Annotated in this window: 19 protein-coding genes and 1 pseudogene; 15 read left to right on the plus strand and 5 right to left on the minus strand. The window is 67.1% G+C overall.

The features are described 5' to 3' along the window. The first annotated feature begins 188 nt into the window (after positions 1 to 188). The 3 genes from EQZ23_RS11710 to EQZ23_RS11720 all read left to right on the plus strand — a co-directional run bounded on the left by EQZ23_RS11710 (position 189) and on the right by EQZ23_RS11720 (position 2,444). Complete coding sequence (locus EQZ23_RS11710) at positions 189 to 1,670, plus strand: PAS domain S-box protein (protein ID WP_240663520.1); 1,482 nt, start codon at positions 189 to 191, stop codon at positions 1,668 to 1,670. Further along, on the plus strand, positions 1,671 to 2,015 hold the full coding sequence (locus EQZ23_RS11715; RefSeq protein ID WP_240663522.1) for a hypothetical protein: 345 nt from the start codon (positions 1,671 to 1,673) through the stop codon (positions 2,013 to 2,015). 78 nt (positions 2,016 to 2,093) lie between these two features. Beyond that, positions 2,094 to 2,444, plus strand: a complete 351-nt coding sequence (locus tag EQZ23_RS11720; RefSeq protein WP_128454550.1) for a response regulator — start codon at positions 2,094 to 2,096, stop codon at positions 2,442 to 2,444. A 48-nt stretch (positions 2,445 to 2,492) separates the two neighbouring features. On the opposite strand, the gene EQZ23_RS11730 is transcribed toward EQZ23_RS11720, so the two are convergent. Next, on the minus strand, positions 2,493 to 3,665 hold the full coding sequence (locus EQZ23_RS11730) for a type 1 glutamine amidotransferase (protein WP_240663523.1): 1,173 nt from the start codon (positions 3,663 to 3,665) through the stop codon (positions 2,493 to 2,495). A gap of 232 nt (positions 3,666 to 3,897) precedes the next feature. Here EQZ23_RS11730 and EQZ23_RS11735 point away from each other — a divergent pair, with 232 nt between their 5' ends. Beyond that, complete coding sequence (locus EQZ23_RS11735; RefSeq protein ID WP_128454551.1) at positions 3,898 to 4,413, plus strand: ferritin-like domain-containing protein; 516 nt, start codon at positions 3,898 to 3,900, stop codon at positions 4,411 to 4,413. 73 nt (positions 4,414 to 4,486) lie between these two features. Further along, positions 4,487 to 4,753, plus strand: a complete 267-nt coding sequence (locus EQZ23_RS11740) for a hypothetical protein (RefSeq protein WP_128454552.1) — start codon at positions 4,487 to 4,489, stop codon at positions 4,751 to 4,753. A gap of 39 nt (positions 4,754 to 4,792) precedes the next feature. Here the strand turns inward: EQZ23_RS11740 and EQZ23_RS11745 are convergent, their stop codons facing one another. Then, positions 4,793 to 5,278 carry a hypothetical protein gene (locus EQZ23_RS11745; RefSeq protein WP_240663525.1) on the minus strand — a complete coding sequence of 162 codons (486 nt, stop codon included), beginning with the start codon at positions 5,276 to 5,278 and terminating at the stop codon, positions 4,793 to 4,795. A 19-nt stretch (positions 5,279 to 5,297) separates the two neighbouring features. On the opposite strand from EQZ23_RS11745, the pseudogene EQZ23_RS11750 reads away from it, so the two are divergent. The 6 genes and pseudogenes from EQZ23_RS11750 to EQZ23_RS11775 all read left to right on the plus strand — a co-directional run. Then, a pseudogene (locus EQZ23_RS11750) lies at positions 5,298 to 5,438 on the plus strand (FAD-dependent oxidoreductase); the annotation flags it as partial. Between the two features lie 118 nt (positions 5,439 to 5,556). Continuing rightward, positions 5,557 to 6,063, plus strand: coding sequence for an RNA polymerase sigma factor (locus EQZ23_RS11755; protein ID WP_128454553.1), 507 nt, complete (start codon positions 5,557 to 5,559; stop codon positions 6,061 to 6,063). Continuing rightward, on the plus strand, positions 6,060 to 6,983 hold the full coding sequence (locus tag EQZ23_RS11760; protein WP_240663526.1) for a FecR domain-containing protein: 924 nt from the start codon (positions 6,060 to 6,062) through the stop codon (positions 6,981 to 6,983). Before EQZ23_RS11755 ends, EQZ23_RS11760 begins: the two co-directional genes overlap by 4 nt. Before the next feature lie 79 nt (positions 6,984 to 7,062). Continuing rightward, positions 7,063 to 9,975 (plus strand): TonB-dependent receptor, encoded by a 2,913-nt coding sequence (locus tag EQZ23_RS11765; protein ID WP_128454554.1) that lies wholly within the window; start codon positions 7,063 to 7,065, stop codon positions 9,973 to 9,975. Beyond that, complete coding sequence (locus EQZ23_RS11770) at positions 9,975 to 11,264, plus strand: histidine-type phosphatase (protein WP_128454555.1); 1,290 nt, start codon at positions 9,975 to 9,977, stop codon at positions 11,262 to 11,264. The genes EQZ23_RS11765 and EQZ23_RS11770 overlap by 1 nt, the downstream gene beginning before the upstream one ends. A gap of 60 nt (positions 11,265 to 11,324) precedes the next feature. Next, positions 11,325 to 13,037: a methyl-accepting chemotaxis protein gene (locus tag EQZ23_RS11775; RefSeq protein WP_164913430.1), complete on the plus strand. Its 1,713-nt coding sequence runs from the start codon at positions 11,325 to 11,327 to the stop codon at positions 13,035 to 13,037. A gap of 63 nt (positions 13,038 to 13,100) precedes the next feature. On the opposite strand, the gene EQZ23_RS11780 is transcribed toward EQZ23_RS11775, so the two are convergent. Beyond that, positions 13,101 to 13,895, minus strand: a complete 795-nt coding sequence (locus EQZ23_RS11780) for a MauE/DoxX family redox-associated membrane protein (protein WP_128454557.1) — start codon at positions 13,893 to 13,895, stop codon at positions 13,101 to 13,103. 24 nt (positions 13,896 to 13,919) lie between these two features. Here EQZ23_RS11780 and EQZ23_RS11785 point away from each other — a divergent pair, with 24 nt between their 5' ends. Further along, positions 13,920 to 14,390: a MerR family DNA-binding protein gene (locus EQZ23_RS11785; protein WP_128454762.1), complete on the plus strand. Its 471-nt coding sequence runs from the start codon at positions 13,920 to 13,922 to the stop codon at positions 14,388 to 14,390. Positions 14,391 to 14,448: 58 nt separating this feature from the next. Here the strand turns inward: EQZ23_RS11785 and EQZ23_RS11790 are convergent, their stop codons facing one another. Beyond that, positions 14,449 to 15,642 carry an ATP-binding protein gene (locus EQZ23_RS11790; RefSeq protein ID WP_128454558.1) on the minus strand — a complete coding sequence of 398 codons (1,194 nt, stop codon included), beginning with the start codon at positions 15,640 to 15,642 and terminating at the stop codon, positions 14,449 to 14,451. Continuing rightward, complete coding sequence (locus EQZ23_RS11795; RefSeq protein WP_128454559.1) at positions 15,632 to 16,864, minus strand: response regulator; 1,233 nt, start codon at positions 16,862 to 16,864, stop codon at positions 15,632 to 15,634. The genes EQZ23_RS11790 and EQZ23_RS11795 overlap by 11 nt, the downstream gene beginning before the upstream one ends. A 127-nt stretch (positions 16,865 to 16,991) precedes the next feature. Between EQZ23_RS11795 and EQZ23_RS11800 the strand changes: the two genes are divergently transcribed. The 3 genes from EQZ23_RS11800 to EQZ23_RS11810 all read left to right on the plus strand — a co-directional run bounded on the left by EQZ23_RS11800 (position 16,992) and on the right by EQZ23_RS11810 (position 21,485). Then, a complete protein-coding gene (locus EQZ23_RS11800; protein WP_240663527.1) occupies positions 16,992 to 18,275 on the plus strand; it encodes an HlyD family efflux transporter periplasmic adaptor subunit in 1,284 nt (427 codons plus the stop codon). 9 nt (positions 18,276 to 18,284) lie between these two features. Beyond that, entirely contained in the window at positions 18,285 to 18,965 is a 681-nt protein-coding gene (locus EQZ23_RS11805; RefSeq protein WP_128454560.1) for an ABC transporter ATP-binding protein, read from the plus strand. A gap of 102 nt (positions 18,966 to 19,067) precedes the next feature. After that, positions 19,068 to 21,485 (plus strand): ABC transporter permease, encoded by a 2,418-nt coding sequence (locus EQZ23_RS11810; RefSeq protein ID WP_128454561.1) that lies wholly within the window; start codon positions 19,068 to 19,070, stop codon positions 21,483 to 21,485. The last annotated feature ends 1 nt before the right edge of the window (position 21,486 follow it).

Here is a 21,486-nt window from a genome sequence, read left to right on the forward strand (position 1 = left end):
GGTATCAAATTGGTATTGTGTTGGGTGTGTAAGGCGATGTTCCGCCGACGGCAAGCGTCACGCACGAAGCCGGAAATCGTATTGATGGAGATCAACGCGAGACCGTTCGATTGGCTGGCTGCGGATGGCGGTGGACGTATCGCGCTCCTATTGTGGCGCGGTGGAAAGCAGGATAGCGGAACGCCGTTTTGGAACAGACTGGGAACCAGCAGCCCTCGTACGATGAGGATGCCGTTCGCGCCGCGGCGATCGCCGCGTTCGTGCGCTCGCTCGACGCCGCCGATCCGTTCGTCGCGATCTTCAACGATGCGAACCTGCCGATGACGATCAGCGATCCCACGCTTGTCGACAACCCCGTAATTTACGTGAATTCCGCATTCGAACACCTAACCGGCTACCCCCAACCCGAAGTTGTCGGTCGAAACTGTCGCTTTCTCCAGGGGCCGGAGACGAAAGCCGAGGATGTGGCGCGCATTCGCGAGGCGGTGGCAAAGTCCGAGCGGGTCGAAATCGACCTTCTCAATTACCGCAAGGACGGGACGCCGTTCTGGAACCGCCTTCTGGTGGCGCCGGTGCTGGATCAGAACAGGCAGCTTCGGTATTGCATCGCGTCGCAGCACGACGTGACGCTCGAGCGCGAGGTGCTCGTCACGCTGGCCGCGGAACAGCGTGAAATGGCGGCGTCCGCGGCAGATACGAAGGCGCAACTCGCGAATAGTACCGCGCGTCTCGACTTCGCGCTCAAGGCGGGGCGGTTGGGCTCGTGGACGTTTGATCCTTTTGGTCGGCAGCTTGATGCATCGAACGGTTGCAAGATCGTGTTCGGTTTCGCGCCTGATTCGGAGTTCGGGTATGCGGAGTTCGTCGGGGCGATCCATCCCGACGACCGTGCGCAGGTGCTGGCGGCGATCCAGGCGACCGTCGATACCGGGTGCGACTATGATATCGAGTACCGCGTGGTGACGGGCGAAGGCGAACTCCGGTGGGTCGCGGTGCGCGGCGAATTGCTGACCCGCGCGGACGGCACGGCGCTGACCATGACCGGGTTCTCGACCGACATCACCGAGCGCAAGCGTGTCGAGGAACACCGCGCCCTGCTGGCCGGCGAGCTGACGCACCGGGTCAAGAACACGCTCGCGACGGTCAGCGCGATCGTCAACCAGACGCTGCGCGATGCCGTCTCGATGTCGGATGCGCGCGACACGATCGGCGCGCGGATCGGCTCGCTCGCGAACGCCCACGACCTGTTGCTCCGCGATGAGGTGGACGGCGCGACGATCGCCGATATCGTCGCGGGCGTGATGGCGCCGTTCGACGACGGCCGCGGACGTCTCTTCTCGGTCGACGGTCCCAATATCCGCCTCGAGCCGCGGGTCACGCTCGCGCTGTCGATGGCCCTCCACGAACTGGCGACCAACGCCAGCAAATATGGCGCGCTGAGCACCGGCGGTGGTCACGTCACGATCACGTGGAGCGTCGGGATCGGCGACGGCGGCCGGCGCCTCGCGTTCGCCTGGGAGGAAACGGGCGGACCGACGGTGACCGCACCGACCCGCACCGGCTTCGGTTCGCGGATGATCGAACGCGTCCTCGCGCAGCACATGCGCGGCACGGCGAAGATCGAGTATCGCAGTACCGGTGTCGTCTTCGCCATCGACGCACCGCTGTAAGTGGCAAAACCGGCTGCGCTGACGACGCCGGACGGACGCTATATCGTCGTGCGCGGGCGGCTATGGCGTGCGGCCGATCCCGGTCTCTCGGAGGCGGATCGGACTCGCCACGTCGCAGCATTGATGGACGGCCGACGCAGCGTTGCCGCGGCGCGGCGGGCGGGCGATTCCCTGGCGGAACAGGCCGCGCGCGATGCCGTCGACGCCGCCAAGCATGCGCTGGGCGAGCGCGGGCCGGTATGGTGGACCGACGGCGCGTCCGATCTCAACCGTCACATGGCGCGGACGACGCCCTATGCCGCATGGTTCGCAGCGGCGGCGGATACGTCGGACGATACGCAATGACGCGCATAGCGTGAATTGCCGGACCCGACCTGCCTCCGAGCGCGTTGCGAAGACCTGACAAAAAATCGGGAAACGCCAATGTGCCATGTGCTTGTGATCGAGGATGACTGGTTGATCGCCGATCATATCATGAGCGTGATCGAGCGTGCGGGTGCAACCTCGATCGCGCAGGCGGATACCGAAACCGGTGCGATGGAATCGGCCGGCGCGCATCGCCCGCAGATGATCGTCTCCGATGTGAGGCTCCACGAAGGCACGGGTCCCCGGGCGGTCCAGCGCATTATTGCCGCGTACGGCGATATTCCCGTGATGTTCATCACTGGAACCCCGGAAGCGTGCGTCCCCTGCGATCCGCCCGGGGTCGTGTTGACCAAGCCGATCGACGAGACGGTCGTCATCGACACGTTCCGGAGTCTGGCTCCACTATAGAAGGGAGGATCCGGCGCGACGCGGTGCGCCGCGCCGGATATGTACGGGTCAGCCCTGAACGTCGCTCGCGTCGAACTCCTTGAACGCTGCCTTGACCTCCGCGGCGCGCGTATCGTCACCGATGTCGACCGACACGACGATCTTGCCGGCAAGCGCGGCGTGGTCGCGCGATTGCGGGGTTGGATCCTTACCCGCCGTGTCGGCGCCGGCCTGCTCGCTGCCGACGCTGTTGTCCTCGCCGTCGGTGGCGATCAGAATGGTCTTGCGGTCGATCCCCTGTTCCTGGACGAGGCGTTCGACGGTCATTTCGGCTTCGCGACGCGTGTCGAACTTGGCTTTGAGAGTGGTTGGCATATTCAGGCTCCTGGTTGAAGTCAGAGTGTCGTCGAGCTCGGCGAGATGATTCAGGAAATTGGACAGCTCGAGGCGCCGGTTTGATTCCTGCGCAAATTGTTCGTCGATGCCGAGCGACCAGTGGATCGAGCGACGATCAGGATCGTCGTGCAGTGCATCGAGCTGTGACGCGCGCAGTTCGACATCGTCCGCGGTGTCGGCGAGGCCCGCTTCGATAAGATCGCCAGCCTGCCGACGCAGTGCGATCGCGATCTCGCCCGGAGCAAGCTCGGGATGATATTGCACACCCCAGAATACACCGCCGTCATGACGAACCTCGGCCGCCTGGACTTTCGTGACGGCATTGCGCGCCAGCAGCGTCGCATCTGCCGGGAGGCTCTCGACTTCGTCGCCGTGGATGGCGGGCGCGTCCCAGCTATCGGGCCGTCCCGCCAGCAGCGGGTGGTTTCGGCCGGCATCGGTGGGCGTGATCCGACGCGCGACCCCCGCTTCGATGCGCTCGGGCATCTTACGGACAGTCCCCCCGGCGGCGGCCACCGCAAGTTGCAGACCCGCACAGGATCCGAACGACGGCGTCCCGGACGCAAAAACGGAACGCATGAACCGCAATTGGCGGCGAACCTCCGGTGTGTCGTCGTAAACGTGCAGCGGTGATCCGGTGACGAAGACGGCATCGAACGCGCGAATGTCGTCGGCATCGAGCACATCCGCATCGTCGTCAGCGGGCGCGACGATCGTGATCTCGGCGTCTGGACTTAGCTGGGCGAGCGTCGCGGCATAGGTCTCGCCGGAGCTTTTCCCCGCATGATGTCGCCGTGCCTCGCGTTCGTCTGCGGTCTCGCTTTCGGCAACTAGAAAATGCGGCAAATTCCGTCCTCTACCGTGTCGGTTCGTATCGCCTCAACGCACCAGCGGTGCTTTGGACCGATCGGCCGGGAGAAAATCAGGGAGCGCGCTCGAGGCAATGCGCGCCGCGACGGGAGTACGTCGCGTTCCACGGGTATGCCGTCGCATCCCACGAAACTTCCTTGGCGAGCGAGACGTTGCGGCACGACCGGAGCGGATCGCTTCGCGACACGCAGCTACGCGAGGAAGTATCATGGGCCTGTTTTCCAAAGACATCGTGACGTTCGACGACCTGTTCCTGCACCAGTTGCAGGACGTCTATTATGCCGAGAACCAGATCACCAAGGCGCTGCCGAAGATGGCCGCCAAGGCGACCGCACCTGCGCTGAAGCAGGGTTTCGAAACACATCTCGCAGAGACCGAGCGCCAGATTGCGCGCCTCGAGCGGATTTTCGAACTGCTCGGCGAAAAGGTAAAGGCGGTGACCTGCCCAGCCATCGACGGCATCATCAAGGAAGCCAATGAGGTCGCCGGCGAGATCGAGGACAAGGCAGTTCTCGACGCGGCGCTGATCGCGTCCGCACAGGCAGTCGAGCATTACGAGATCGCGCGGTACGGCACGATGATCGCATGGGCCAACCAGCTTGGCCGGTCCGAGATCGCCGCTATCCTCAAGGAGACGCTCGATGAGGAATACGCGACCGACGACAAGCTGACTGCGATGGCAACGTCCGCCATCAACGCCAAGGCCGAGGCGGTTACGGCCTGATCTTGCGATCTACAGGGCTGCGGCTGGAGGCAATCGTCTCCCGGCGCAGCCTTTCTACTTTGGGAGATTGGCAATGGCAGACGTTATCGCGTTCACGCTTCCCGAGGCGCTCGGGGCGCAAAAGCATTTGCGGGACGCACTCGGGCTCGGCGAGGAACGCTTTCCAGTGCCGGCCTTCGTCAACATGATCAGCGATGAGATCGAGCAATTGCGCGCCGCCGGCAAGACCGACGACGACATCGCGGCGCTGATCGAGGAGTCCAGTGGTCATCCACTGACCGGGCGGGATATCGAGCGCTATTATACGCCTGTCGAGGACCGCCATTCCAACGAACGATAATCGCGAAAACGGGCCGGCATCGACCGGCCCGTCCTTCGTTCAAGCCTTCTTGCGCGCGCGCTTCGGACTCGCCGCGGCGGCAACATCTTCTTCCTCGTCCGGCGCGTCTTCACCGGCCTCGGTCAATGCTTCGCCCAGCGCTTTCAGCTTGTCCTGCGACTTTTCCGCCCTGTCGGCGATCTTTGTCGTCGAGGTGCCGAGACGGTGCAGCAAAGCATGCACCCGGTCCGCGTCGGGCTCGCCCTTTTCGAGCTGCTTGCGGAGCGACGCGAGGTCCCGCAAAATGCCCTTGGCGCCCGGCGTGTCGATATCGGCCAGTGCGGCCTCCCAATCTTCGACGATGTCCGCGCCCTTTTCCGGCTTCGTCGCGTCAAGTCCGCGATTGATCGCGTTCATCGTTCCTGCAAATTTCACGGCCATGTTCATTCTCTCCGAAAGCCATTCGCTGGCGCTGGTCAACGAAATGTCGCGTCGAAAATGTCCTCCCAAAACGTGTCGATCTCGATCAATATAATCCTGTTCCATCAACCTCTTGTCGTGCTGCGAAGGGCGGCTCGCGCGGTTCGTGTATTCGTCGCTGTACCGGATGCACCTCGTCGCGATCCATGGCTGGCTGAAGGGCAGCGCGCTGATCGTCGTCGGCCACGTCAACACGATCGTCCGGCCGCGGCTGAAGCTGCACTGATCCAAGTCTCGACCGAGGCTGCGAGAGGCTTGCGTGATCGTCGGGACCGGGGCGATGTCATGTAACCGTCGTCGGGACGTCATCAAACTGTACCTGCGTAACCATATTGGCATGGGTCATGACCCTGGCCAATCTTGCGGAACCCGATGCCGCCACGAACCGCCTATGGGCGGGATGGTCGCGGCTGCGCGCGCAGGTCGAGCGGATGACGCGCCGCGCGGACGGCGAGGATTTGCTCCACGATGCCTATGTCAGCATGGCGGGGCTGGCGAACGCGCCACGCAACGACGAGGCGTTCCTGGTCCATGCCGCGGTCAACCGAGGACGCGATGCGTTTCGCCGGGAGGCGGTGCGCGGGGCGTGCGAACCGGCCGAGGCGATCGACTGGCTGCGCGATCCCGCACCGATCCAGGATGAGGTGATGATCGCCAAGGCGCGGCTGGCGCGCGTCCGCGAGGGTATCGATCGGCTCACACCCAGGACCCGCGAGATATTCCTGATGCAGCGGCTCGACGGGTATACATACCGCGAGATTGCCGAACGGCTGGACATCAGCCAGGGCGCGGTCGAGAAGCATATGGCCAAGGCGATGACCTTCTTGGCCGATTGGACGGAGGGTTGGTGAGTTTCGCGATGCCCGGCCGCCGTTCCCAGCGCTTCGATTCGAACCGGGCAGCCAGCAACCGAACCTCGGCCGAGTGGATCGCGCGGCTCAATGCGGATGACGCGACGCCGCGCGATGCAGCCGACTTTCGGCGCTGGCTCGCGGCGAACCCGGATCACGCCGAGCGGTTCGAGCGTGCCACCGATCTTTGGGACATGGTGCCGGGGACGGCGCCGTCGCGGGTACCGGTGACGCGCCGCCGGGCGCTTGCCGGGCTGGTGGCGCTGACCGCGACGACGGTTGGCGGTACGGTTGCGTTCCAGGCGGCCTATGCGGCAACGCCGTATGAGACGGGGATCGGCGAACAGCGGCGAATCGGTTTGCAGGACGGCTCGTCGTTGCTGCTCGATGCGGCGACCCGCGTGCGCGTGATCGCGACCCCTGCGCGGCGGCGGCTCTGGCTCGCGCGCGGCCGGATCGACCTGACCGTGGCGCCGCTGGCTACCCCGTTCACGATCGACGCGGGCGGCGGCGCCATGACCGCGGCGGCAGGGCGGTTCGACCTGCGCCGCGACCCGGACGACCGCGTGGCGCTGACCGCGATCCAGGGCACCGCGGCGGTGACGACGACTGGCGCAACCCGACGGCTGATCGGTGGCGAGCGCCTGCGCGAGGGCCGGATCGACCGTCCCGATCTTGCCGCGACGCAGGCCTGGACCAGCGGGCGTGCGGCGTTCCACGACGATACGCTGAAGACGGTGGCCGAAGAGGCGAACCGGTACAGCGCGACGCGGCTGGTGATCGCCGACCCGGTGGCCGCCGAATTGCGCGTCAGTGGAATGTACCGGATGGGCGACAATGTCGCGCTGGGCCGGTCGCTCGCGGCGCTGCTCGCGCTGCGGGTGCGGACGATGGAGGGCGCGGTCCTGCTCGGCGGATAAATTTCGCCGTTAGGGGGTGGGGTAGATCGATCCCGGCCCGTCGAGGAGGTGCGGCATCATCGCCGCCTTCCTTGGGGGGATGAACACCGTGATCACCAATCGCCGGCGCCTGCGCCGATCGTTCGTGCTGGGCGCCGCCTTCGCCGCGCTGTCGACCGCCTTTCTCGCCACCGCCGCCTCCGCGCAGGCGCGTGTCGTGACCGTGCATCTCGCCGCGCAGCCGCTCGCCAAGGCGCTCGAAGCGCTTGCCCGCCAGAGCGGCACCGACATCCTGTTCACGCCCGCCGCGGTGGCCGGGATGACCGCGCCCGCGCTTAACGGCACAATGGCGCCACAGGCTGCGGTCGAGCGCCTGATCACGGGCACGCGGCTGACCGTGCGTCGCGACCCCAATGGTGCGTTGCTCGTCTCGGGCGCCGCCATCAGCGCCGCGCCGCAGACGGTGGCGACCAACACCCCGCCAAATGACGCCGCCGAGATCGTCGTCACCGGCTATGCCAGCAGCCTCACCACCGCGCTCGCGCAGAAGCGCAAGGCGACCAACGTCATCGACGTCGTCAAGGCCGAGGACATCGGCAAGTTCCCTGCGCAGAACATCGCCGAGGCGCTCCAGCGCGTGCCCGGCGTGTCGATCGTCCGCGATCGCGGCGAGGGCGTGTTCGTCCGCATCCGCGGGCTCGGCGCCAATTTCCAGGTGGTGACGCTCAACGATCGCTCGGTCGCGGTGAACGAGAACGTTCGCGACAGTGGCCAGAGCGGCCGTCAGTTCCGCTTCGACACGCTCCCCTCCGAACTGATGTCCGCGGTCGAGGTGATCAAGAGCCCGCGTGCGAGCCTCGACGAGGGCGGCATCGGCGGCACCATCAACCTGCGCACCTTCCGCCCGCTCGACCTGAAGAAGCCGGTGCTGTCGCTGTCGGCGACCGCGAGCTCGCCCCGGCTCACCGGCGCGGTCGATCCGCGTCTGTCGGGGATGGCGAGCTGGGCGAGCTCCGACGGAAAGATCGGCGCGCTGATCGCCGGCGTCTATGACGAACGCACCACCCGCCAGGACCGGATCACCGGTGTCGGCTGGGCGGATGGCAAGATCGATACCGACGGCAACGGCTCGCTCGACAGCGCGACGATCCTGATCCCCACCGCGATCCGCCCGACGCTCGAACGCGAGAACCGCGACCGCATCGGCATCAATGGCGCGGTGCAGTGGAAGCCCGACGACCGCTTCGAGCTGAACGTCGATGGGCTGTGGAGCCGGCTGAACGTGGCCTATGACGAGCTGACCTATTCGGCGGCGGACGGCGCCGGCCTGCCGCGCGGGATCGTGCCGGGCAGCGCGGTGATCGAGAACGGCGTGCTGACCGGCGCGACGACGACCGCCTCGACCACGCAGATCGGTCGCGAGACGTCGCTGCTCCAATACAAGAACTGGCTGGTCGGCACGAACGCCCGCTGGCAGGCCGGCGGCTGGACGATTGCTGCGGACGGCAGCATCGGCCAGGCCTATTCGAACACGCCCGAGCCGATCTATCGGACCCGCCTGCTCGGGGCGGTCGGCGCGACCACGTTCGACTTCGCCAAGGCGGGCGACCGGCTGCCCAACGTGACGCTGCTGAACGCCGATCTGTCGAACCCGGCGCTGCTGCCGGGGCGGCGGATCGAATACCGCGTCAACGATTCGAAAGACCGCGAGCGCGCGGCCAAGCTCGACGTGACGCGCGACCTCTCGGGCGTTTTCAGCGCGCTGCATGCGGGCGCAAAATACCAGAAGCGGACGCGCGCCTATAATCGCCGCGACATCAACTTCACCAGCGGCATCGCCGGCAAATATTTCGACGCGAGCTATTTCGTGCCGTTCCCGGTCGACGATTTCCTGGATGGCGCCAAGGGCGACCTGCCCACGACCTGGGCGATGCCCGACCCGGCCAAGTTCCTCGCCGCTGCCACCGGCAAGGAGGCACTGCTCGCCGCTCCCCTCGCACGCGGCGATCTGCGCAACAGCTATGCGATCGGCGAGGAGATCCTCGCGGGCTACGGCATGGCCGACTTCGCGTTTCCGCTTGGCGGCGTTGCCGTGCGCGGTGACATCGGCGTGCGCTATGCCCGGACGCGCCAGACCTCGTCAGGCTATGCCGATAACGGCAAGGTCGCGTTGCCGGTCAGCTACGAGAAGACCTACGACAATTTCCTGCCCTCGCTCAATCTGGTCGCCGAGGTCTCGCCCGACCTGCAGATGCGGTTCGCCGCGTCAAAGGTGATCACCCGGCCGTCGCTGGCCGATCTGGCGCCGCGCCTGACGATCAACTCGAGTCCGACCGTCCTCACCGCAGTCGGCGGCAACCCCGAATTGAAGCCGTTCGAGGCGTGGCAATATGACGGCACGGTCGAATGGTATTTCGCACCAGGTAGCGCGCTGGTCGGCGGCGTATTCTACAAGGACATCACGACCTTCGTGTTCCAGCAGACGCGTGACTTCGTCCTCGATGGCCAGACTTACCGCCTGACCGCGCCGAAAAACGGCGGCGACGCCTATGTCGCCGGGATCGAGATCGCCTATCAGCAGCTCTTCAAGATGCTGCCGGCGCCATTCGACGGCCTGGGCGCGCAGGCGAACTACACGCATACCAAGACCGGCGGGACCTACGCGCTGGCGACCGGCGGCACGTTCCGCGATGCGCTGGTCGACGTCGCCAAGGACAGCTTCAACCTGACCGCGTTCTACGAGAAGGACCGCGTGGGCGCGCGGGTCAGCTATAGCTGGCGCGGCAACGTCCTGCGCGATGTCGGCGGGGCCGGGCTTGCCGCCAACAACGACAGCGCGTTCGGCAGCCTCGATTTTGACATGTCGTACAAGGTCACGCCGAACGTCACCTTCGTCGTGCAGGGCATGAACGTCGCCGGCGGCGTCCAGTGGCAATATGTCCGCGACAACCAGTTTGCGGGCTATACCGATTACGGGCGCACGTTCACCGCCGGCGTCAGGGCGAAGTTCTGATGCGGATCGCACGGATCGCGGCCAGCCTCGCGCTGCTCGTATCGACCATGATGGCCGGTGGGGCGGTGGCGCAGACCACGCCACCCGCACCGCCGCCGCAGGACAAGCTGGAACGCGTTGTCATCGTCATGCGCCACGGCGTCCGCAGCGCGATGTCGAGCCCGGAGGAGCTGGGCCGCTATAGTCGCCGCGCATGGCCGCGGTTCGCGGTGCCGCCGGGCCATTTGACCGCCAATGGCGCGACGCTGGTGACGATGCTCGGCGGCTGGTACCGCGAGCATTACCGGCAGGCGGGACTGCTCGGCGCGCGCGATTGCGCGGTCTATTACTGGGCGAACCACACGCAGCGGACCGAGGCGACCGCGACCGCGCTTGCCGAAGGCCTGACGCCGGGATGCAGCGCGACGATACACCAATCGGCAGCAGCCCCCGATCCCTTGTTCGAGGCACCGCAGACGCCCCTCGCACCACTCGATCCGCAGCGGATGCTGGCGGCGATATCCGCGCGGGTCGACGGCAACCTTGCCGCATGGGACGCGCGGCAGGGCCCCGATCGCGACCGGTTCGAGGCGCTGCTACTGCAATGTCGCCGCATCCCGTGCTCGTCGGTCGAGCGGACCAGGGTACAGCGCCGGCTCGGTGATACGCCCATCGCGATGCGGATCGACGCCAGCGGCAAGCCGGACCTGACGTCCCCCGGCCTGCAAGTCGCGGGCATCGCCGAGAGCCTGGTGATGGCCTATGCCGACGGGCTCGCCTTCCCCGGATGGCGCGGGATCGATGCGGCGACGATCGGCAAGGCGCTCGTCGTGCACGGGGCGGGCATCGACCTGCGCACCCGCACCCCGGAGGTCGGGCGCCAGACCAGCAGCTACCTCGCGATGCGGCTGCTCGCCACGCTCCAGCGCGGTGCCGGCGCGACCGCCCTGGCCGACCCGATCGGCGACGCGGAGAAGATCGTCGTCCTCAGCGGTCACGACGGCACGGTGACGATGCTCGCCGGGCTGCTCGGCCTCGACTGGAAACTGCGCGACTATGGCGCGGGCGAAGCTGCACCGGGCGGCGGGCTGGTGTTCGAAGTCTGGCGTCTCGCCACGACCGGTCAGCAGGTCGTCCGCGCCCGCTATGTCGCGCAAGGCCTCGACCAGATGCGCCACCAGATCCCCCTGTCGGAACGCGCACCGCCGGGCAGCGTCGCACTGACGATACCCGATTGCGGCGAAACCTGCCCCTTGTCGGCGTTCGCCGGCCACGTCCTGAAGCAGGTGTCGACTGTCACACAGGGTTAAGACGGCTGCCGTAGCGCGCTGGACATGACACACCGAACGGCGAGATTATGGTCGCGAAGCATGGTTGCGCGGCTGATGGTGCCGGTCGCGATCATGCTCGGGCTGGTATGCGTGCTCGGCCTGATCGGCCTGGGTACGCGGAGCCGGGTCCAGACTGCGCGCGATGCCGCCAATTCGGGCCAGATCGTGCGGATCCACCTGATCGAACTCCGTTCGCTCAGCCGGTCGCTGCAACGCGATGCGCTCAACCTGCTGCTCGAGCGCGATCCGCGCGCGCTGGGCGTCATCCACGGCAAATTCTCGACCCGGTCGCAGCAGATGCGGACGCACCTCGCGCAACTCGTCCGCGATCCGGGCGCCCGACTGAGCCCGCACAGCCGCTATATCCGCAGCCAGGTCGTCGTTCTCGATCGACTGGCGATCGTCGCCGGCGAGGCGAGCCGGGGCAACCAGACGCATGCCTGGGCGATCTTTCGCAGCGAGGTGCGGCCCAACGAACGGATCGCCTCGACGATCGCGGACACGCTGATCGCCGGACAGGAGGCCGAAGTCGCGCACCTGTTCCGCCATGCCCATGACCTGGAGCGGCAGGAGGTGACGATCAGCGTCCTCGCCAGCATCCTCCTGTTCTCGCTGGCCGCCGCCGGAACCGTCGCGATCGTCCAGCGCACGATCGTCCGGCCGCTGCTCGATATCGAGCGGACGATGGCGGTGATCGCAGCCGGCAACGCGGATGGCGGTACGCCGCATGGCGACCGGCGCGACGAGATCGGCCGGATGTCGCGCGCGATCGAGGTGTTTCGCGCGTCCGTGGTCGAACGCGCGCGGCTTGAAGCCGAAAACGCCCGGCAACGGATGGCCGAGGTCGCGCGCGATCGTCAGATCGAGTCCGCCCGTCGCCTCACGGAGGATGCCGAGGTCGAGCGCAATCGGATCGTCCGGCAGGCCGCGACCGCGCTCGAGGCAGAAATCGCCGATGTGCTCGCGGCACTGCGCGGATCGGCGACGCAATTGTCGGCGACCTCTGGCCAGCTCGAAGGTCATTCCAAGGGTGCGACGCGCGAGCTGGGTGACGTGGGCGTCGCGGTGCGGCGCGCGATCGACGGCGCGACCGACATCGCGGCGGCCACGACCCAGTTCATGGACGCGATCCGCCAGTCGAGCGACAGCACGCGGCGGGCCGCCGATCTCAGCGCGCAGACAGCGGAGCGCGCCGCCGACCTCGCCACCGCGATGACCGGTGTCCAGGACGATGCGCGCGCGATCGGCGCGATCGTCGGGCTGATCGGGACGATCGCGGCGCGCACCAAGCTGCTCGCCCTGAATGCCGCGATCGAGGCGGCGCGGGTCGGCGAGGCGGGCAAGGGGTTTGCGGTCGTCGCGGGCGAAGTGAAGATGCTGGCCACGCAGACTGCGGAGGCGACCGGTGCGATCGCCGATCAGATCGCCGGCATGCAGCGCGGCACCGAAGCCGCGTGCGCCGGGCTGATGCATATCCGGTCGATGGTCGAGGACATGGCGTGCGGCGCCGACGATCTCGCCTCCAGCATCGGCGAACAGGCGCAGAGCGGCGAGACGATCAATCGCAACGTCGACGGGGCCGCTACAGATCTCGCACTGATCGGTCGCCTCGTCGCCGATGTCTCGGTTGCGACCCGCGGCGCGGCGGGGATGGCGGCACAGGTTCGCAGCGATTCCCGGCGGGTCGAGGATGGCGCGTCTTCGATCGACGATGCGCTGTCGCGTTTCTTCGGCCAGCTTCACACGGCATGACCTGGGGGCGGGGGAGTCGATCGACCGCAGCGGATGCAGGCCGATCGTCGCCTTGCCCCTTGATCACAGGGGAAGCGTGATCCCGTGCGGGCCGCCGGTGACGAGACCAAGCGCGGAGACAGCCGTCCAAGCCGCCATCGCGACCATCATCAGGTTCTCGGTCAGCGACAGGAAGCCGAGCGGAACGTTGCTCGACCCGCCGACGCAGGCGCATTTCAGGTCACGCCTGTCGATATAGACGGCCTTGACCACGGACACCGCGCCGATCGTACCGATCACCAGCGCGATCGGCGCCGACAACCAGCCCAGCGCGCCCGCGATCATCAGCACGCCCGCCAGCCCTTCGGCAAACGGATAGATGTACGAATACGGTACCCAGCGCCTGGCAAGCAGATCGTAGTTGAGGAACATCGTCGCGAAGCTCTCGATATTCTGGAGCTTCAAGAGTGCCAGCACCGCCATGCTGAACCCGATGAACCATTCCCCGGCCTGCAGCGTGAACGGCGTGCCGTAAACCGCATGGCTGGCCGCCAGCGCCATCAGCGCCGTGATGGCGAACAGCGCCGCGACGGGCCTGTAGGTGGTCGCCTTGGGATCGGCGATGCTCTTGCCGAGATGCCGGCGCAGGTCGTCATACCCGCCGATCCGTTCGCCTCCGATGAAGATCTGTGGTGTCGTCGTTACACCGTGGTGCGCCTTGAACGCGTCGGTTTCGGCGCGCGTGCGCAAGCGGTTGTCCTCGATCGCATAGCCCGAGCGCCGCAGGAGGTCCTTTGCCTTCAGGCCATAGGGGCAGACATGCTGGTCCATGACCATACGGTAGAGGACGGCACGGCGGGGGTCGGCGATCGACGTCATTGCAGCGGCTTTCGACTGGTATCCATGAACTGCAACCCATATAGGGTCCGTACCATAGTACGGAGTCAAGGCGTGTCTGGATTGACGATCGCAGCGCTGGCACGCGCGGCCGACGTGGGTGTCGAGACCGTGCGCTACTATCAACGGCGGGGCCTGCTGGAGACGCCGGATCGACCCGACGGCAACGGTCAATCGGGGCGCGTCCGGCGGTATGACGGGGACGATGTTCGTCGGCTTCGGTTCATTCGTTCGGCGCAGGCCGCCGGTTTCACGCTCGAGCAGATCGGGGAGTTGCTGGCGCTCGACGCAACCGAGGATCGGGCCAGAGTACGCGCCCTGGCAAAGGAGCGGCTGGCGGCGCTGGACGGGCAGATCGAGGCGCTGCAAAAGGCGCGGGCCTCGCTTCGACGGCTCGTACGCGAATGCGCCAGCGGTTCGGCCGGGCCGTGTCCGATCCTGACGTCGTTCGATCACGCTGGCGGCCGAACGACGTAAGGCCTTCTTCGTTATCGATGACGTCGGTCACCCATCGGTCCCGCCAGGAGATCGTTGTTCAGCCTTCCTGAACGGACGGAAACACGCCGTCGAACCGGGTCATGCCCGCTACGGAGCGTGCGAGCGTCAGGTCGCCTTTGTGGCCGCGCAGGATCTGGCGGGCGAGGGCCAGCCCGACGCCGGTGCCTTCCCGTTTCGTGGTGAAGAACGGACGGAAGACATCGTCCTGGTTCCCAGCGGAAATGCCGGGTCCATTGTCCGTCATCGCGATCTGCGTCTGGCCGACCAAGGCCGAGACGGCGAGCGTGACGCGCGCATCGGGCGTGTCGTGCAGCGCTTCGGCTGCGTTCTGCAGCACCGCCCAGACTGCGGCGGTCAACTGGTCCGGGTCGGTCAGCAGATAGGCCGGTGCTCGTCCCAGGTCCGTCGTGAAGGCGATCGTCGGCCACCGGGTCGTGAACAGCGCCGTCAGGTCGTTCACGAATCCCGGCAGCGGGACACGTTCCAGGCTGGGTGCGGGCAGCTTGGCGAGCGCCCGGTAGCTCTCGCCGAAACGGTGCAGGCTCGCGGCACGGCGCGCGACCGTCTCGATCGCATCGCGCACCTGCGGCAGGGCAGGGTCCGGATCGTCGAGCATCGCCACCGCGGTCTCGGCGAGCGACGCGATCGGCGTGAGCGCGTTGACGATCTCGTGGCTCAGCACCTGGACGAGATCGCGCAAGGCGGCGGCCTCGGCAGCCTTCAGTTCGGCATCGATGTCGATCAGTGCACCGATCCGCGTCATCCGGCCGGCCAGGGCGAGGTCGCCGGTCGCCAGCGCGAAGCTTCGGACGTCGGTTTCGTGGCCGATGTCTATCGTGGCGGTGCGACCGGGACGGGTATCGGCGAGCGCCGCAACGAGCCCGTCGGGCGGATCGGATACGAGATCGCTTACTCCGAGCAAACGCCGCGCGGCGCGGTTGACGACCCGCAGGCGGCCGTCGTCGAGCGCGACCAGCGGCGCGGGCGACAGATCGAGATACGCGTTCAGGCGGCGGCGTTCCTCCTCTCCGGCAGGGACAGGCGCGGGTGGCGGCGGCAATGGCGGGCGCTGGCCGGGATCGACCAGGTTGACCGCGGCGATCCAGACGACGAGCAGCGCGGCGAGAACTGCGGAGGCGTACAGGCCGCGCGTTGCGGCGACCGCGCCGGCGGCGCCGGCCGCGGCGATCACCAGCGCGCGCAGCATCGCGCGAACCCGGTCAGAGGCCATAGCGCGCCATCCGCCGATACAGCGCCGCGCGGGTCAGCCCGAGCTGGGCGGCAGCGCGGCTGACGTTGAAGGCGTGGCGTTCGAGGGCTGCGGTGATCAGCGCTTCCTCGTTGCGCGCCAGCGACAGGTCGGGCGCCAGCGCTTGCGGCTCGGTCGTCTCGGAGGACAGCCTGAAGTCGCCGACCGTGTAGGCGTCGCCGCTACCGAGCAATACCGCGCGCTCCATCGTCTGGCGCAGGCCGCGGACGTTGTCGGGCCAGCGTTCCGTCGCGATGGCATGTGCGGCATCGTCGCCCAGCGGCCGACCCGGTTTGCCATGGCGGTAGGCGAACAGCGCGAGGAAATGGCGAGCGAGCAGCAGCGCGTCGCCCGTCCGGTCCAGGAGCGGCGGGAGGGCAATCTCGATCGTGCCGACCCGGTCGAGCAGGTCTTCGCCGATCGCCGTGCGAATGCTGGCGCGATCCAGTCGGGTCGTCGCGACGATCCGTATGCCATCGAGCGCGGACAGGAGAACGCCGTGGAGCGCGCGGGGCAGGCGGTCGATATGATCGATCACGAGCATGCCACCGGCGGCGGCCGTCGTTCGCGCGGCGATGACGGCCGCGTCGGCAGCCTCGGCGTCCAGCGTGACGAGCGATAGATGGGCGTGGGGCGAGGCCTGATGGATCAGCCGCGCGACCAGCGTCTTGCCGGTGCCCGCCGCGCCGTGAACGAGGATCGGTGCCGCGGTCGGCGCGATGCGCGCGATCAGGTCGCGCGCGCGCGCGACGCCGGCGCTTTCCCCGAGCAGGATGCCGTCGGCGACGGGCGGTGTCGCGGCCGTCTCCAGCTTGGCACGACGCAGCGCCAGACCGCGTTCGACGGTGGTCAGCAGGCGTTCGTTGTTCCAGGGCTTGATGACGAAATCGGCCGCGCCGCTGCGCATTGCGCGGACCGCGACCGCGATCCCGCTATGCCCGGTGACGACGATGACCACCGCGCGCGGATCCGCCGCGATCAGCCGGTCGAGCATCGCGAAGCCCTCCTCGCCGGTGGTTCGCCCGCGTGCGAAGTTGAGGTCGAGCAGGATGACGTCGATCGGCTCGCCCGCCAGCAACACCCACGCCGCCTCCGGACTGGCCGCGGTCGACACGCGCAGGCCGTGCCGCTCCAGCAACAAGCGCGCAGCCTTGGCGATGTCGGGATCGTCGTCGATCACCAGGATATGCGATTCGGTTGACATGGCCCACATAGTGTCCGGAAACGGACAGTTGGTACAGTATGAGCGCCGACCCGAGCGTACGATTACCAATATGATGATATACTACAGTGACTTAGGTCGTTTGTGCGGCATCCCGTACACTGTCCGCATGACGCAAACGACCCTGCCCGGAACGGGCGCCGCGATGGACCGGCGTATCGAGCGGCCGCACGCCCGACGGCGCAAGCTGATCGCGCGCGGTGCGATCGCGCTCGTGGTCGTGGCGTCAGCGGTTGCAGTGTGGCTGCTGATGCCCGGCGCGAACGCGCTGACGGTCGATGCCGCCGCAATCCGGACCGGCGCCGTCATCCGCGCACCGTTCCGTGATTTCGTACCGCTGCGCGCCGAGGTTGCGCCGCTCCGTACCGTGTTCGTCACCGCGATCTCGGGCGGGCAGGTCGCGGAACTGGCGGCAAGCGACGGCGCGATGGTCGTCGCCGGTACCCCGCTCGCGCGTCTGTCCAATCCATCCCTCGCGCTCGATGTCGCCAGCCGCTCCGCCGAGATCGTGGGGCAACTCAGCGCCATCAGCGGCCAGCGGCTGTCGGTGCAGAGCACGCGTCAGGACGGCGCGCGCGATCTGGCCGAGGCGCGCAACGCGCTGTCCAAGGCGCGTACGCTGCTCGCGCAGAAGCAGGTGCTGTTCGACAAGGGCATCATCACCCGCGCCGCGATCGATCCGGTGCGCGAGGATGTCGGTTATCAGCAGGCGCGCGTCACGGCACTGGATCGCGGCACGGCGGAAGCGGGCGCGACGCTGGCGGACCAGTCCTCCGGCATCGCCGCGACCGCGCGTCAGTTGCGCGAGAGCCTGGCGATGGTGCGCGCCAGCCTGTCCGCACTGGTGCTGCGCGCGCCCGTCGCGGGACGGCTTACCGCCTTCACGCTGCAACCCGGGCAGACGCTCAAGGCGGGTGATCCGGTCGGGCAGATCGATTCCGAGGGCCAGTGGAAGCTCACCGCCGATGTCGACCAATTCTATCTCGGCCGCGTCCGGGCGGGGCTTGGCGCGGCGGCGGATATCGACGGACGCAGCTATCCGATGGCGGTCATCAAGATCCTGCCGCAGGTCACCGAGGGGCGATTCCGCATCGAACTGGGCTTTCGCGGCGCGGTACCGGCGGGACTGAACCGCGGCCAGACGCTCGACGTGCGGCTCGTGCTCGGCGCGGATCGACCTGCGGTGGTCGCGCCCTCGGGCGGCTGGCTGGATGCGGGCGGGACCACCGCGTTCGTGCTGGACGGGAACGCAAAGGCCGTCAGGCGCGCGATCGTCAGCGGCCGACGCAATCCCGACCAGGTCGAGATCGTCTCCGGCCTCGCCCCTGGCGAGCGGATCGTGACCACCGCACTCACCACCTACACCCCCTTCCAGACTCTTCTCATCCGATAGGATTCGATCATGATCCAGCTCCAGGACCTCAGCCGCACCTATGCCTCCGACGAAATCGAGACAACCGCGCTCGGCGGCATCGACCTCACCGTCGAAGCGGGCGAATTCGTCGCGATCATGGGGCCGTCTGGTTGCGGCAAGTCGACGTTGCTCAACATCATCGGCACGATCGATCGACCGACCGGCGGGCACTATCTGTTCGAAGGCGGCGACATCGCCCATGCGCCGGAAGCGCAGCTCGCCCGGCTTCGCCGCGACCGGCTGGGGTTCGTGTTCCAGAGCTTCAACCTGATCGACGAACTGACGATCGCCGAGAACGTCGCGCTGGGCCTCGCCTATCGCACCATGCCGGCGCGGGAAAAGAAGGAGCGCGTGGCGGCGGCGATGGACCGTGTCGGCATCGCGCACCGCCAGCGCCATCACCCGCATCAATTGTCGGGCGGCCAGCAACAGCGCGCCGCGATCGCCCGCGCCATCGTCGGCGAGCCGCAGCTGATCCTGGCGGACGAGCCGACGGGCAACCTGGATACCGAGAACGGTGCGCAGGTGATGGACATCCTCGGCCAGTTGAACGCGGAGGGCGCGACGATCGTCATGGTCACGCACAGCCCGTCGCATGCCGATATCGCCAAGCGGACGGTCCACATGCTCGACGGTCGCATCCTGTCGTCGGCACGGCGGGCGGCATGATGCGCCGATCGCTCCAGACTCTCGTCCTGCTGCTCCTGGTGGTCGTGCTGGTTCGCCATCTCGCGGCGACCAAGCCCGCCCGCGACGCCTGAAGGAACCGCGATGTCCACGCTCACCAGCCTTTATCGGTCGCTGACCCGCCACCGATTGTTCGCGCTTCTCAACATCGGCGGCCTCGCGCTCGGGATTGCCGTGTTCCTCGTCTTGTTCCTCTTCGTCCGGTTCGAGACCGGGTATGACCGCGTGCTGCCGCTACAGGATCAACTGTGGGTGATCGAGGAGCGCTATGTGATGCCGGGCTATCCGCCCGACACCAGCCCGAACACGATGGGGAACGAACTGAAGATATTGCAGGCCGATTACCCGCAACTCGTCGGCACGCGCTACTCGAATAGCGCGGCAACGGTGCGGCAGGGTGGGCAGGCGACGGCCGAGGATCTGGGAACAGTCGATCCGAACTTCTTCGATCTCATGCGGTTTCCCGCGGTCGAGGGAAACCCTGCGGCGACGCTCGCTGATCCGAACGGCCTGATCGTCACGCAGAAAACCGCGCAAAAATATTTCGGGAGCCAGTCGGCAATCGGGCGGACGTTGCAGCTGTCGATCGACGGGACGACCTATCCCTACCGGGTCGGTGCCGTGCTGCGCGACATGCCCGAAAACGTGACGTTCAAGAGCGAGATGTTCGCGCAACTCGTGCCCACGCGGTTCGGCAACGAATGGTGGGATCATTGGGGCAGCGCGTCCCTTACTACGCTGCTGCGGTTTCCGGACCCGGCGGCGGCGAGGGCGTTCGAGGCGCAACTACCGGCCTTTCTCGACCGTCATGCCTATGCGGGCGATAATCTGAAGAAGGGCGAGTATTTCCAGTCCTTACGCCCACTGGGCGCGATGCATCTCTATAGTCCCGGGGACCGCGCAATCGTCACGACGCTGGGCGCGGTCGGGCTGTTGACGCTGCTGATCGCGATCGTGAACTACGTCAATCTGGCCACCGCGCGTGCCGGGTTGCGCGCGCGCGAAGTGGCGATGCGCAAGGTGCTGGGCGGGACGCGAGCCTCGCTCGTTCGTCAGTTCATGGGCGAGGCGCTGGCGACCGTGGCGGTGGCGGCGCTGATCGGACTCGCGTTTGCCGAGATCGCGCTGCCGTTCGTCAACGCACTCGGCGGAACGTCTCTGGCGATCCGCTATGTCGGATGGGACGGCGTCGTCCTGCCGCTGATCCTGCTCGTCTTGGGCGTTGCGTTCATCGCGGGGGTGCATCCCGCGTTCGTGCTGTCGGGGTTTCGGCCCGCCGCAGTGCTCGCCTCGACGCGCGCGCCCGGCGGTGGGCGGAGTGGCACTAGGCTGCGGAGTGCGCTGGTCGTCGTCCAGTTCGCGATTGCCATCGCCTTTGCGATAGCGACCGGCGTCATGCTCAGTCAGACCGCGCATATGCGCGATGCCGACCTCGGTTTTCGCCGCGATGGACTTATGATCGTGCGCTCGCTGATGACCGGCGGGATCGATTCTGCGCAGCGCGCGGCTATCCTGCGTAGTCTCGCGGCGGCTCCCGGCGTAACCGGCGTCACGGTCGCCAACAACGCGCCTGGCGACCAGAGTACGACGAATTTCTCGAGTTATAGTCGTGTAGGGGCACCCGGCAGCAAGGTGTCGGTGATGGATGTCGGCACCGGTCGCGATTATTTTCGCGTATACGGCGCTCGTCTCGCCGCCGGTCGTCTGTTCGATGCCGCGCATGCGGATGACCGCGGCTTGTTGACGCCTGCCGAACGTCAGCGGTCAGGACCCAACGTGGTGATCAACCGGACCGCGGCGACCGCACTCGGCTTTGCGTCGCCGACGGCGGCACTCGGGCAGACGATCAATGACGGAGAGCGAAGCGCGACGATCATTGGCGTAGTCGACGACCTGCGCTTCAGAAGTCCGCGCGATCGGGTCGATCCGGTTGCCTATACCTACAACACGGTCGACGTGATCTCGCCGTTCGCGGCGGTACGCTATGCCGGCCGCGACGCGAAGACCATGATGGCGGCGCTCGAGGCGGCGTGGAAGCGCGTTGTGCCGGGTGTCCCGTTCGAGGCGCGCTCGGTCGAGGACAATCTGTACCAGCGGTATTACAAGGCCGACGCACAGCGATCGCGGCTGTTCACGATTGGGGCGGCGCTGGCCATCCTGATCGGCTGCATCGGGCTATACGGGCTCGCTGCGTTCGACACGTCGCGGCGCGTGAAGGAGATCGGTATCCGCAAGACGCTCGGCGCCTCGACCGCCGAAGTGTTGCGGCTGTTGATCGGGCAGTTCCTGCGACCGGTGGTCCTCGCGAACCTCGTCGCGTGGCCGCTTGCCTATGTGGCGATGCAGCGGTGGCTCGGCGGGTTCGACGATCGCATTGCGTTGTCGCCGCTATACTTCGCCGCCGCCACCTTGGCTGCGATCGGCATCGCGAGTGCCACCGTCTTCGGTCAGGCCTGGCGCGTCGCCCGCGCGGAGCCCGCCCGCGCGCTGCGTCACGAATAGG

It is taken from the genome of Sphingomonas sp. UV9, from assembly GCF_004101245.1.
GTDB lineage: Bacteria > Pseudomonadota > Alphaproteobacteria > Sphingomonadales > Sphingomonadaceae > Sphingomonas.